The sequence below is a fragment of the Caenimonas koreensis DSM 17982 genome, from assembly GCF_009646335.1.
GTDB classification, from domain to species: Bacteria; Pseudomonadota; Gammaproteobacteria; order Burkholderiales; family Burkholderiaceae_C; genus Ramlibacter; species Ramlibacter koreensis.
On sequence record NZ_WJBU01000006.1, the window covers coordinates 41,388 to 54,393 of the forward strand.

The 13,006-nt window shown below is 62.9% G+C and carries 13 protein-coding genes and 1 riboswitch; of the genes, 6 read left to right on the top strand and 7 right to left on the bottom strand.

What is annotated here, in order from left to right:
* The first annotated feature begins 121 nt into the window (after positions 1-121).
* A complete protein-coding gene (locus GHT07_RS06955; RefSeq protein ID WP_153584355.1) occupies positions 122-1,084 on the top strand; it encodes a Bug family tripartite tricarboxylate transporter substrate binding protein in 963 nt (320 codons plus the stop codon).
* A gap of 22 nt (positions 1,085-1,106) precedes the next feature.
* Here GHT07_RS06955 and GHT07_RS06960 read toward each other — a convergent pair whose 3' ends face one another.
* The 5 genes from GHT07_RS06960 to GHT07_RS06980 all read right to left on the bottom strand — a co-directional run bounded on the left by GHT07_RS06960 (position 1,107) and on the right by GHT07_RS06980 (position 7,332).
* Entirely contained in the window at positions 1,107-1,907 is an 801-nt protein-coding gene (locus GHT07_RS06960) for an HAD-IIB family hydrolase (RefSeq protein WP_153584356.1), read from the bottom strand.
* Between the two features lie 8 nt (positions 1,908-1,915).
* Entirely contained in the window at positions 1,916-3,562 is a 1,647-nt protein-coding gene (locus GHT07_RS06965) for a peptide chain release factor 3 (protein ID WP_153584357.1), read from the bottom strand.
* 78 nt (positions 3,563-3,640) lie between these two features.
* On the bottom strand, positions 3,641-5,485 hold the full coding sequence (locus tag GHT07_RS06970) for a type II toxin-antitoxin system HipA family toxin (RefSeq protein ID WP_153584358.1): 1,845 nt from the start codon (positions 5,483-5,485) through the stop codon (positions 3,641-3,643).
* 189 nt (positions 5,486-5,674) lie between these two features.
* Positions 5,675-6,769 carry an ATP-dependent DNA ligase gene (locus GHT07_RS06975; protein WP_153584359.1) on the bottom strand — a complete coding sequence of 365 codons (1,095 nt, stop codon included), beginning with the start codon at positions 6,767-6,769 and terminating at the stop codon, positions 5,675-5,677.
* Positions 6,766-7,332 (bottom strand): hypothetical protein, encoded by a 567-nt coding sequence (locus GHT07_RS06980; RefSeq protein WP_153584360.1) that lies wholly within the window; start codon positions 7,330-7,332, stop codon positions 6,766-6,768. Before GHT07_RS06980 ends, GHT07_RS06975 begins: the two co-directional genes overlap by 4 nt.
* Positions 7,333-7,375: 43 nt before the next feature.
* A riboswitch (S-adenosyl-L-homocysteine riboswitch) is annotated at positions 7,376-7,442 on the top strand.
* A 74-nt stretch (positions 7,443-7,516) separates the two neighbouring features.
* On the opposite strand from GHT07_RS06980, the gene ahcY reads away from it, so the two are divergent.
* The 3 genes from ahcY to metF are packed head-to-tail and all read left to right on the top strand — an operon-like array spanning position 7,517 to position 10,528.
* A complete protein-coding gene (gene ahcY, locus GHT07_RS06985) occupies positions 7,517-8,944 on the top strand; it encodes an adenosylhomocysteinase (protein ID WP_153584361.1) in 1,428 nt (475 codons plus the stop codon).
* On the top strand, positions 8,945-9,679 hold the full coding sequence (locus tag GHT07_RS06990; protein ID WP_153584362.1) for a TlyA family RNA methyltransferase: 735 nt from the start codon (positions 8,945-8,947) through the stop codon (positions 9,677-9,679).
* A 21-nt stretch (positions 9,680-9,700) separates the two neighbouring features.
* A complete protein-coding gene (metF, locus tag GHT07_RS06995; protein ID WP_153584363.1) occupies positions 9,701-10,528 on the top strand; it encodes a methylenetetrahydrofolate reductase [NAD(P)H] in 828 nt (275 codons plus the stop codon).
* Between the two features lie 7 nt (positions 10,529-10,535).
* Here metF and GHT07_RS07000 read toward each other — a convergent pair whose 3' ends face one another.
* Both GHT07_RS07000 and GHT07_RS07005 read right to left on the bottom strand, forming a co-directional pair.
* The gene (locus GHT07_RS07000) at positions 10,536-11,030 is read right to left on the bottom strand and encodes a DUF3291 domain-containing protein (protein WP_323740828.1); all 495 of its coding nucleotides are present in this window, start codon (positions 11,028-11,030) and stop codon (positions 10,536-10,538) included.
* Positions 11,031-11,045: 15 nt separating this feature from the next.
* Complete coding sequence (locus GHT07_RS07005) at positions 11,046-11,966, bottom strand: 23S rRNA (adenine(2030)-N(6))-methyltransferase RlmJ (RefSeq protein WP_153584364.1); 921 nt, start codon at positions 11,964-11,966, stop codon at positions 11,046-11,048.
* A gap of 171 nt (positions 11,967-12,137) precedes the next feature.
* Between GHT07_RS07005 and rplM the strand changes: the two genes are divergently transcribed.
* The gene (rplM, locus tag GHT07_RS07010; RefSeq protein ID WP_153584365.1) at positions 12,138-12,581 is read left to right on the top strand and encodes a 50S ribosomal protein L13; all 444 of its coding nucleotides are present in this window, start codon (positions 12,138-12,140) and stop codon (positions 12,579-12,581) included.
* Entirely contained in the window at positions 12,578-12,970 is a 393-nt protein-coding gene (rpsI, locus tag GHT07_RS07015) for a 30S ribosomal protein S9 (RefSeq protein WP_153584366.1), read from the top strand. The genes rplM and rpsI overlap by 4 nt, the downstream gene beginning before the upstream one ends.
* Positions 12,971-13,006: the final 36 nt, after the last annotated feature.

Sequence of the window (13,006 nt, forward strand, 5' to 3'; positions counted from 1 at the left end):
GGTCTGTCAGCCCGGCCATTGTGCGCCGCGTCACGCGCGCGACTGGCTAGTGTGAAACCCGATTGAGCTTTTTGCGGGCTGCGTTTCAATGGCGCATCCATTTGCATCGCAAGGAAGCCTCATGCAGCGCAGACACCTCATCCAGTTCGCCGCCGCCACAGTGGCCGCGCCGTCGCTCACCGCTTTCGCACAGTCGTATCCGGCCAAGCCGATCAAGCTGATCATTGCCTTTCCCGCAGGCGGGCCGACCGACATCACGATGCGCTCGCTCGCCGACAACGCGTCGAAGATCCTGGGGCAGCAAGTGGTCGTCGAGAACAAGGCAGGTGCGGGCGGCACGCTTCCGGCGCAAGCCTTGCAGATATCGCCGCCCGATGGCTACACGCTCGCGCAGATTCCGCTTGGCGTGTTCCGCCTGCCGTACACGACAAAGCTCACGTGGGACCCGATCAAGGACATCAGCTACATCATCAACGTCACTGGCTACGCATTTGGCATGGTCGCGCCGACGGATGGGCCCATCAAGAACTGGGCCGACTTTGTGGCGTACGCCAAGGCCAATCCGGGCAAGCTGAGTTATGGCTCGACGGGTGTGTTGACCAGCCCGCACCTGACCACGGAGTTGATCGCGCAAAAGCTCGGGCTGCAGCTCAATCACATTCCGTACAAGGGCAATGCGGAGTTGAACCAGGCGCTGATGGGTGGGCAACTGATGGCCGGCTCTGACTCGACAGGCTGGGCGCCGCTGGTGGACGCTGGCAAGGTGCGCGTGTTGAACGTGTGGGGCGAAAAGCGCCTGCCCAAGTTCCCCGATGCGCCGACGTTGAAAGAGCTTGGCATCGACATCGTGCAGAACTCGCCATTTGGCATTGGTGCACCGCGCGGCACGCCACCAGAAGTCGTCGCGAAGTTGCACGACGCGTTCAAGAAGGCGATGGAAGACCCGACCTACGTCGCCGCGCTGAACCGCTACGACATGCTGCCGATGTACATGAGCACGGCCGGGTACACCAAGTTTGCGCAGGACACGTTTGCCACCGAGAAGGCGCTCGTGGAAAAACTGGGCTTGATGAAGACGAACTAGCGCACCGGCGCCCGATCGCGGATCAGCTGCGCAGCGACGAGGCTGCGACAACCGCCTGTGCGACTTCTGCAAACCCCGCACCGCGCGGTGAGGGTGTGATGTACCGCGGCGGATGCGTCAGCTGCGATTCAAAGCGGCGAATGTTCGCAACACCAATGCTGTGCGGGAAGTGCTCGAACATGAGCACGTCGTTGGTTGAGTCGCCGACATAGACCCATCGATCGATCTCGTCGTCGAGTTCCCGGTGGAAGAGCTCGCGAACGATCCAGCGCGCGCCTGCAAGCTTGTTGTGGTCGCCGTACCAGCCGTTGACGTGAATCGAGCTCACGGTGGCGTTCATGCCCTCGAGTTGCATCAGCTGCACGACGTGTGCAATGAGCGCCTCGGGCAGGTGGGTGTACTCGCTGTGGTCGATGGCAATGTCGGTTTCGCGGCCCGGGCTGTCGCGCGAGAGCATGGCGCCGGGCACTTCGGCCATGATGCGCGCCGCGACTTCCTGCATCCGTGCGTAATTGCTGGCGCGCAGGTCTTCGTCTTGCTGGTAAATCTTCCTGAGCTGGCCGGCACCGTCGCCCACAAGCGCCATGGCGCCGTTCTCCGCCACGATCGCATCGACAGGCCATTGCAGCGCGAACGGCTCGCTCCATCCAACAGGCCTGCCCGTGATCGGGATGACGACGATGCCCGCTGCCTTCAGGTCAGCCAGTGCCTGCAATGCGTCGCCCGTCACGACGCCTTCCGTCGTCAATGTGTCGTCGATGTCGGTGAAGACGCCGACGATGTTCTTGCGATCGGCTTCGGGCCACCCGGCAAGCTGCAGCATGGTGCGAATCAGTTGTTGTGCAGCGCCAGGCCGGCGTGCTCGCGCAGCGGATGGAAGTGGATCTTCGGGAAGCGCTCTTGTGCGAGCCGCACGTCGTAGGGCGACGTGCAGAGGAAGGCGAGCGTGTCCGCTGCGTCGAGCGCCATGCGCTGCGGATAGGCGTCTGTGAAGGCGCGCAGTTCGGCGGGTGTGTCGGCTGTGATCCAGCGTGCGCCGGTGTACTGCGAGCTTTCGAGTTTCACGTCGGCGTCGTATTCCGACTTCAAGCGATGTTGCACGACTTCGAACTGGAGTTGGCCGACCGCGCCGAGCAACATGGAGCCGCCCATCTGCGGACGGAACACCTGGATCGCGCCTTCTTCGCCAAGCTGAGCAAGGCCTTGCTGCAGCTGCTTGGTGCGCAGCGGGTTGCGCAGGATCACCGTGGTGAAAAGCTCTGGCGCGAAGAAGGGCAGTCCGGTGAATTGCAGGTTGGCGCCATCGGTGATGGTGTCGCCGAGCTGCACACCGCCGTGGGTAGTGAAGCCGATGATGTCGCCAGCATACGCTTCATCGACCGCTTCGCGCCGTTGTGAGAGGAACGTGACGACGGAAGTCGGACGCAGCTCCTTGCCTGTGCGCTGCACTTTCAGCTTCTTGCCGGGCACGTACTTGCCCGAGGCCATTCGAACGAAGGCGATGCGGTCGCGGTGGTTCGCGTCCATGTTGGCTTGCACCTTGAACACGACGCCTGCAAAGTTCTCGTCTTCGGGCTGGATTTCTTTCGTGACGGTTTGCCCGCCGGTCGTGAGGTGGCTCATGCGCGAACGCGGCGAGGGCGCGAGATCGACGAGCGCATCCAGCACTTCCATCACGCCGAAGTTGTTCACGCCGGAGCCGAAGAACACGGGCGTCTGCTTGCCGGCGAGGAACGCTGCATGGTCCCATTCGGGCGAGGCGCCGATGGCGAGTTCCATGCTTTGTTCGGCGGTTTCGAATTCGCTGCCGAAGCGTGCGATGAGGTTGCTGCGGTCGGCCAGCGGAATCGTTTCGAAGTCTTGCGGCAGGCGTTCCTGGCCGGAGTCGAACACCGTCATCGCTTTCGTGCGCAGGTTCATGATGCCGCCGAACGACTTGCCCTGGCCGACGGGCCATGTCATTGGCACGCACGGCATGCCCAGTTCGCGCTCGACTTCATCGAGGATGTCGAGCGGCTCGCGCACCTCACGGTCCATCTTGTTGACGAACGTGATGATGGGGGTGTTGCGCTGGCGGCAGACTTCGATGAGGCGGCGCGTCTGTGCTTCGACGCCATTGGCCGCGTCGATCACCATCAGCGCCGAATCGACGGCGGTGAGCACGCGGTAAGTGTCTTCAGAGAAATCCTTGTGGCCGGGTGTGTCGAGCAGGTTGATGACGTGGTCGCGGTAGAGCATCTGCATCACCGATGAGGCGACCGAGATGCCGCGCTGCTTCTCGATTTCCATCCAGTCAGACGTTGCGTGGCGCGTGGCCTTGCGTGCCTTGACCGAGCCCGCGATCTGGATCGCGCCAGAGAACAGCAGCAGCTTTTCCGTCAGCGTGGTTTTACCCGCGTCGGGGTGGGAAATGATGGCGAAGGTGCGGCGGCGCCGGGTTTCGGCGGCGAACGGGGCGAAGGAGGGCGAGGCGGACAAGGGGAAGACTCCGGAGACTGGCGGCAGCGCGGTTATGGCACGGCTGCAAACTCCGTATTGTGCCGCCCAGTCACCAGGTCACACGAACGCGGCAATCCGATCGCGGCATATCTCAAGCGTCCGTGTAACAGCATCTTCGCCGGCTGGCCCGTAGTGGACGAGCGTGGGCAGCGCGATCGTGGCAACGGCAGCCCGCATCCTTTCTCGAACGTCGTCGATCGCCGCGTTGGTGTCCGATGCCCGAAGTCCGGCTATCGCAGAGACCGCGAGGAAGTCGGTCCGCCTGAGCCGTTCGTCCTTGCCGTTGAGCTTCAGCGCCATCCGATCGTGTTCAAGGCGTGGGAAGACGCGCGTTGTCAACGTGTCATACACGGGCGCAAGGCGAACGCTGCGGAAAGCCGGATCGCCGGGTTCAGCGGTTTTCAGAATTGCCATGTTCTTGAGGTGCATGTCGCCGTCGGCAATGAGCCAGGCGAACACGACGCGCTTCATGAGAATCAGGAGATCTTCTTCGGGCGACGTGGACTGGCCCCGGAGTGCGCGCGCCACACGTTCGATGGTGCCGTCGTACTTGGCCTCGGGCGAGAGATCGAGCACCGAGCATAGGTCTTCCATCGCCAGCAGGCGATGATCATCCGCGCTTGCGCGAATGTCGAACCGCTCGACAAGAAGCGCTGGCGGCATGCCGTCTGGCATTGCGACCAGTGCGTTTTCCGGTACCGCGAACCCGGCTTGCCTCGCCAGGTTCAGGCCGATCCACTCGACCAGCGGCAATGCCTCGAAGCCGCTGGTTCCTGCGGGCTTGAGGATGTGCGTGAACGGTGTACCGATGCTTGGCGAGAGCCTGCCGTGCGGGTCGAGCGTCATCGGCGCCTTGATCTGTACGCCAGACAGGCGCGGCGTATCGGCACGTTCATAAATCGTGGCGAGGTTGCGCTCGAAGTCTTGCTCCATTGCGCTGCGCCCAGGCCCGAGATAGGTGCCTGTGAACACCCCGTCTGCTGTATGTGTGGCAAGCGGCGTCGCGATGACATCGAGCGGCAGGACGGCAAGTTCATTTGCGCTCTCTGCCATCGTGACGTTGGACATGTAGCGCCTGCCGGAGCGAAGCAGGGCTCGTTCGTCGCGCTCGTGGAGGACGCTTTCCAACCAGCCTTCTGGCAGCAGTGACACCACGAAGGGCGGCAGTCGGCCCGGCATCGTCTGACGGATGACTGATGGCATACGCACGCCGCTGTCGGCCTGCGACCATCGCCATTCAAAGCCGTCATGCGCGAGAGTGCCGATGGGCTGACCGTGCCATGCCACGGTCAACGCGAACGCGGCCTCGTTGCGCGCGGTCGCAATTGACTGGCCGCGTAGCAGGTACTTTTCTGCCCCTTCGCCTTCGCGATACCAGTCGTTTTCACGGGCCAGCGCCCATACGGCGTCGCTTGCGGCATTCGCGCCGCCGTACTCCAGGGCAAGGCGGGCGGCGATGGCCTCTCGCGTGGCCGCATCGATGGACGCGGCATGTTCGCTGCGCAGGCGAAAAGCTTCAAGGAACCTCTGGCGGATCGAGGAGACATTGACGGTGAACTCGCCCAGGCTGTCTGCAACGGTGGCCGAAGCGAGTGCGGGCTTGGCCGGAGCTCTGTTCTGAACGATTTCCAGTGCTCGCAGGCGCGTGCGTTGCACGCGTGGCCCGGTCAGATAAAGGCGGCCGTCGCGGGTCGGCCCCAGCAGAACGGCACTGGCCGCCGAGAGGTAAGCATTGGGATAGAGATAGCGGCCGATGCGCACGGCATGGGCAAGAACGGTCTGATCGATGTCGTCGGCGGCATCGACATAGATGCCGCGCATCAACTGGACGAGCTTGCCCGTCTCGGCCAGATAGTGGCTACGGGTCTTGTCGATGGTCTCGCCGACGAGATGAAGGGGCATTTACAACTTTTCCGTGTTTCAGATACGGAAAAGTTAGCATTCTATGAACTCCCAAGCAAGAAATACTAACCTTTGCGTATTTCAAATACGCAAAGGTTAGTATTTCTGTTGTTCTGGCGCTGCGCCAAGTCTCGGCCTTCTCGAGCCTGCGCAGCGCATGGACACTGGACGGCTACAGCCGCGTCGACCTCAGCGCTTGTTGCTGCGAGCCGTGAACATTGCCTGCAGCTCTGCCGCGCCCACGGTTTCAAGCTGGCCATAGCGGCATTGCGCCGCAGGCTTGTCGTCGCGCCAGCGCACGAAGGTGGCCGCATTGCGGAAGCGGTCGCCTTGCAGCTGGTCGTATTTCACCTCGGCGGCGCGCTCGGGCCGCAGTGCTTCCCAGCGCAGGTCTTTGCCGGCCGCTGACCGGCTTCGTACGCCGGGCTGCCGCTCTTCTTCATGCGCCTGCGGCTCGCCCCAATTGGCCCACGGGTGGTTCTTCAAGGCGTCTTTGCGCAGCGGCGCGAGTTCTTCGAGCAGGGCGACGCGCTGCTCCATCGTGAACGTCGAGGCGCTGCCCATGTGCTGCAGCACGCCAAGTTCGTCGTACAGGCCCAGAAGCAATGAGCCAACGGCGTCTTCGCGATCCTTGTAGAAGCGGAATCCGGCGACGACGCAATCGGCGGTGCGCTCATGCTTGATCTTGAACAACGCGCGTTTGGCTGGCGTGTACGGCAGTGCTTCGGGCTTGGCCATCACGCCGTCGAGGCCGGCGCCCTCAAAGCGGTCGAGCCAGTCCTGAGCCACGGCGCGGTCTCGCGTCATGGGCGTGAGGTACAGCGGCGGCTTCGCGGCAGCGAGGAAGCGTTCGAGGCGCACGCGCCGCTGCGCCTGCGGCAGGGCCATCGTGCTCTTGCCACCTGCGCACAGCAGGTCGAACGCGACGAACGAGGCGGGTGTTTTCTTGGCGAGCAGCGCGACGCGGGTGGTGGAGGGGTGGATGCGCGCCTGGAGGGCGTCGAAGTCCAGGCCCTTGTCGCCCGAAACGACGATCTCGCCGTCGAGCACGCAGCCTTTGGGCAGCACTTCGAACAGGGCGCGCTCGAGCTCGGGGAAGTAGCGGTTCAGCGGCTTCTTGTCGCGGCCCTGGATGTAGATGCCGTCCTTGTTGGAGAACACGAGGGCGCGCAGGCCGTCCCACTTCGGTTCGAACAGGAAGCCCTCGCTGGCAGGAAGTTCCTGCGCTACTTTGGCGAGCATCGGTTCAATGGGAGGGGAGGCAGAAGGGTTGGTTGCAGTCATCGTTTACATATGGAGCCGACATAGCGTGCGGACTCCACCATCGCATCGCAGCCTTCGACCTGATTGGTCGCGCGGCAGACGCCTTGCACGCGCGCGCCAATCACGACGGGCGGGCCTTTGTAGATACAGCCGTAGATGCAGTCGGCCTGGCCATCGCACGCGCGGTTGGCGTCGGACGCTTTCTTCACGGGCGGCTTGGCGCGGACGGTATTGGGCTGGCAGTAGGGCATCGTGGAGCCGGGCGGCCCCCAGGTGCCACCGGAATCGGTGCATTGGCGTGCCGTGGCGCGCTCGGAAATCTGCGCGGTGCAAAAGCCGCCGGCAGAAATGGCGCTGTTGGGCGTCCAGCCGCCGCCAAGATGGAAGCAGTCGTCCCGCCCCCACGGTACCTGGCACACGGCCATCCATGATTGCCGGCTCGCCAGCCACGCGCCGCCGAGCGCGAGGCATTCTGCTCGTGTGTCGACGGTGACGGGGGGTGCGGCAGGCGCGGGCACGACCGGCTGCGCGATGGCCGCCGCAGTGAGAAGCCACGCAACCAGGATGAGTACGAGGCGATGCATGACCCGAGTCTAGCGGGGGCTGCGGCTCGTGGGTACAATTCGCGCATCCGAGGAGCGTTGCAGCACCACAAGGTGTGAGGCTCGGACCTACGCAACGACGCTCACCCACTGTTCCTGTGAGGTGAGTTCCAGATTCCCCTTTCATGGTGCAGTGGCTGATCCATTCAAAGCTCTGGAGCCACACATGAACGCCGTTCTCAAACCCATCCACGACCACGCCATTGCCGACCTGTCGCTTGCCGACTGGGGCCGTAAGGAAATCCGCATCGCCGAAACCGAGATGCCCGGCCTGGTTGCCGTGCGCGAAGAATTCGCGAAGTCGCAGCCGCTGAAGGGCGCGCGCATCACCGGTTCGCTGCACATGACCATCCAGACGGCAGTGCTCATCGAGACGCTGCAGGCACTGGGCGCGCAAGTGCGCTGGGCTTCGTGCAACATCTACTCGACACAAGACCACGCCGCTGCCGCTATCGCCGCAGCCGGCACACCGGTGTTTGCAATCAAGGGCGAGTCGCTCGCCGACTACTGGGACTACACGCACCGCATCTTCGAATTCGGCGCCAAGGGCTCTGAGGGCGAAGGCCCGAACATGATCCTGGACGACGGCGGCGACGCCACGCTGCTCATGCACCTGGGCAAGCGCGCCGAGAAGGACGCATCGCTCATCGCAAACCCCAAGGGCGAAGAAGAAACGTGCCTGTTCGCCTCGATCAGGGCCAAGCTCGCGCAAGACCCGACGTGGTACAGCCGCAAGTCCGCGCAGATCATCGGCGTGACGGAAGAAACGACGACGGGCGTTCACCGCCTGAAGGAAATGAGCGCCAAGGGCACGCTGCTGTTCCGCGCGATCAACGTGAACGACTCGGTCACCAAGAGCAAGTTCGACAACCTGTACGGCTGCCGTGAATCGCTGGTGGACGGCATCAAGCGCGCCACCGACGTGATGATTGCAGGCAAGGTTGCTTGCGTGGCCGGCTACGGCGACGTGGGCAAGGGCTCGGCACAGGCGCTGCGTGCGCTGTCCGCCCAGGTGTGGGTCACTGAAATCGACCCCATCAACGCCCTGCAAGCCGCCATGGAAGGCTACAAGGTCGTGACGATGGAATACGCCGCCGACAAGGCCGACATCTTCGTGACGAGCACGGGCAACAAGCACGTGATCCGCCATGAGCACATGGAGAAGATGAAGGACCAGGCGATCGTCTGCAACATCGGCCACTTCGACAACGAAATCGACATCGCCTCGATCGAGGGTTACCAGTGGGAAGAGATCAAGCCGCAGGTCGATCACGTGATCTTCCCGGACGGCAAGAAGATCATCCTGCTGGCGCGCGGACGCCTCGTGAACCTGGGCTGCGGCACGGGCCACCCGAGCTTCGTGATGAGCTCGTCGTTCACCAACCAGGTGATCGCGCAGATCGAGCTGTTCACGCGCCCGGATTCGTATGCCGCCGGCCAGGTCTATGTGCTGCCCAAGCACCTCGACGAAAAGGTGGCGCGCCTGCACCTGAAGAAAGTCGGCGCGATGCTGACCGAGCTGACCGAAGAGCAGGCCGAGTACATCGGCGTGCCCAAGACCGGCCCGTACAAGCCCGACACGTATCGCTACTGATTGCGAGTCGATCAACTCCTTGTCGAGCGCGGCCTCGCGTCGTCGCGGTCGCAGGCGCAGCGCCTGATTGCATCGGGCGTGCGCTGGCTTGATCGAGGCGAGTGGAAGACCGTTGCCAAGAATGGCGACGACGTTCCGCTGGAAGCAGAGATCGAGCTGCTCGATGCGTCCGAGTCGCGGTATGTGTCGCGTGGCGGGCTGAAGCTCGAGGGTGCGCTTAAGGCTGCGGGGATTGATCCGGCAGGCTGGGTGTGCCTCGACGTCGGCCAGTCCACCGGCGGGTTTACGGACTGCCTGCTGCAACACGGCGCCGCGCAAGTGGTTGGTGTCGACGTTGGGCAAGCGCAATTGCACGACAGCCTGCGAAACGACGAACGCGTGGTGGTGATCGAAAAGGTCAATGCGCGCGAGCTCACTGCAGAGCAAGCCGGCGAGGATTTCGATCTGATCGTCGGCGATCTTTCATTTATCTCGATGACGCTGGTGTTGCCGGCGATCGTGCCTCTGCTCAAGCCGGGCGGCCATCTGCTCATGCTGGCCAAGCCGCAGTTCGAGTTGCAGCCGGGCCAGGTCGGCAAACGCGGGATCGTGACGGACACGTCGCTCTACGCGTTCGTGGAGAACCGCATCCGCACGTGTTGCACCGATCTCGGCCTGCAAGTGCGAAGCTGGTTCGACAGCCCCATCGACGGTGGCGACGGCAATCGAGAGTTCTTCATCCACGCACAGAAATAACAACGCCACTGGGGCCTTGTCATGACGCTTCCCATCAGCCTTGAATTTTTTCCGCCCAAGACGCCTGAAGGCGCGGCCAAGCTGCGCGATGCGCGCAAAGTCCTGTACCAGCTCAAGCCCGAGTTCTGTTCCGTGACTTACGGCGCGGGTGGCTCGACGCAAAAGGGCACGTTCGAAACTGTCGGCGAGATCCTGCAAGAGGGTGTCGATGCGGCGTCGCACCTGTCATGCATTGGTGCCACGCGCGCCCGGGTGCGCGAAGAGCTGGCGAACTTGAAGGCCATGGGCGTCAGGCGCCTGGTGGCCCTGCGCGGCGATATGCCGAGCGGCTTTGGTATCGGCGGCGAATTTCACTACGCGAGCGACCTGATCAGCTTCATTCGCGAGGAAACGGGCCGCGACTTTCATATCGAGGTCGCCTGCTATCCCGAAGTGCATCCGCAGGCAAAGTCGCCTGAAAGCGACCTGCAGGCTTTTGCCACGAAAGTGCATGCTGGTGCGGACTCGGCCATCACGCAGTATTTCTTCAACGCTGACGCGTACTTCCGCTTTGTCGATGAAGCGAAGAAGGCGGGCGTCAACGTACCCATCATTCCGGGGATCATGCCGATTGCGAGCTCGACGCAGCTCATGCGTTTTTCCGACGCTTGCGGTGCCGAGATTCCCAGGTGGATTCGCTTGCGGCTGCAAAGCTTTGGTGACGACACGGCTTCGATCAAGTCGTTCGGCCTGGATGTGGTGACGGACCTGTGCGAGCGGATGCGGGCCGGTGGCGCGCCGTCCATGCACTTCTACACGATGAACCAGGCAGGTGCGACCGTCGAGATCTGCAAGCGCCTGGGCGTCTAAGCCGTCTTTAGCGCTCGAGCTGCCTACCGTCCGCGGTGAAGGCTTGCTTGAAAGTGAACGCGTCAGCGCTCGGGCCGTTGCGGCCCAGCAGGCGCAGCTTTTCAATCGCTTCGGCGACGGTGGGGTGATGTCCGGCCTCAACCCACCACAGGACGACCGGCGGTACGCCTTCGCCGAGTTCGACCACGCGCGACACGCATGACTTCCAGTCGCCGAACCAGCTTTTGCGAGCCGCGAAAACCTTGCCGTGGTTGGTTTTGTACGCGAATGCGTGCAGCGCTTCCATGGTTTGCCACACCGTCATGTTGAAGAGCACAAGAGGATCGGCGAACTCGCGCTGCCCCGCATCGCGTGAGTCGGACATGTAGCGCCACACAAAGCCCGGACTTGCGTCTGCCAGCGAATTGATCTCGTCGAGTTGGGCATTGAAACCTGCCATGACAGGGTCGTCCTGCGCGCCGAGCGCATAGGCAACGTTGACCTGGGCCAGGTGGTGCTGCACCGCGCCGCGCTTTCTTCAGCCGCCCGATTCCAGCGTGTGGCCTTGCCCGCGGCCTCGACCGAGCACCTTCACGAGCTGGGGCAGCGCCTGTGTGAGGGCGGCTTTGAGCGTATGCGGCGGGTTCACGATGAACATGCCGCTGGCCGTCAGGCCTTGTCCACGCGCTTCTTCGCCGGGCACATTGCGCGCCTCATCCTGGCCGATAGCGAGTGTTGCGTGCAGCCATGGCTTGCCAGCCTGGTTGGATAGCGTCTTCAACCGGCGCGGCAGGTCATGCGCTTCTGGCCGTGGGATCACCGGATACCAGACAGCGTACGTGCCTGTGGGAAAGCGCTTGAGGCTGTCCTGGATGCAGGTGGCCACCTTGGCGTAGTCGCTCTTGATCTCGTAACTCGGGTCGATCAGGACCAATCCGCGGCGTGACGGCGGGGGCAGGAATGCCTTCAGGCCTTCAAAGCCGTCTTGCCGGGCGCCCGCAATCTGGCGGCCGGCGTTCAGCTGGGCGATGTTTGCGGCCAGCGCCTTGCTGTCCGTCGGGTGCATTTCGAACAGCTTGAGCTTGTCGCGCGCCTCGGTTCGCAAGAGCTTCTGGACGACGAACGGCGAGCCGGGATAAATCTTTAGTGTTCCTTGCGGATTGAACTCGGCGATGAGCTCCATGTAGTCCTGGATGAGGGGTGCTACATCTTCGATAGCGGGCTTTGCAGAGCCGGGCGGGGCAAGCGCAGTGAAGAGCTTGACGACGCCGTCCTCAGCCTCGCCCGAGGTGCCGGCATAGTCGCCGTCGAGCCGGTACAGGCCAGCGCCCGCATGCGTGTCGACGACCGTCAGGGCCGCGTCCTTCTGGGTGAGGTGCTTGAGGATCGCGATCAGCATCGCGTGCTTCAGGACGTCGGCGTGGTTGCCGGCATGGAAGCCGTGGCGGTAGCTGTACATGCACAGATGTTAACGCGCCGGGCAGAGAACTTCGTATAATTGAGGGCTCTGCAGCGCCTTGTGGCTCCGCGTCAGAGACCAGAATCATTCTGGTACCCCACCTAAGAGATTCCCGTCAGAGGAACGCCGACCGTGGAAAAGAGCCCTTCCAAACCCATCGAAAGATAGCTCATGAAAACGTTCAGCGCAAAACCCGCTGACGTGACGCACGAGTGGTTTGTGATTGACGCGACCGATAAGGTCCTCGGACGAGTAGCCAGCGAAGTTGCTCTCCGTTTGCGCGGCAAACACAAGGCCATTTACACGCCTCACGTCGATACTGGCGACTTCATCGTCGTCATCAATGCAGCGCAGCTGCGTGTCACCGGCGCCAAGCCGCTCGACAAGATTTACTACCGCCACTCCGGCTACCCGGGCGGTATCACTGCCACCAACTTCCGCGACATGCAGGCCAAGCACCCCGGCCGCGCGCTCGAGAAGGCTGTCAAGGGCATGCTGCCCAAGGGCCCGCTCGGTTACGCCATGATCAAGAAGCTCAAGGTGTACGGCGGCGCAGAGCACCCGCACACCGCACAGCAACCTAAAGTGCTTGAACTCCCGGGAGCCTCGAAATGATCGGTGATTGGAACAATGGCACGGGCCGCCGCAAGTCCAGCGTCGCCCGCGTGTTCATGAAAAAGGGCACCGGCAAGATCACGGTGAACGACAAGGACATCGAAGAGTTCTTCGGCCGTCAAACCTCGATCATGATCGTCAAGCAACCCCTGTTCCTGACCAACCATGTCGAAACGTTCGACATCAAGGTCAACGTGCACGGTGGTGGTGAGTCGGGTCAAGCTGGCGCAACCCGCCACGGCATCACCCGCGCCCTGATCGACTACGACGCATCGCTCAAGCCCGCGCTGTCGCAAGCCGGTTTCGTGACGCGTGACGCGCGCGAAGTCGAACGCAAGAAGGTCGGCCTGCACTCTGCCCGCCGCCGCAAGCAGTTCAGCAAGCGCTAATACGTTTTTCTTTACTTGCAGGGACAAAGCCGCACA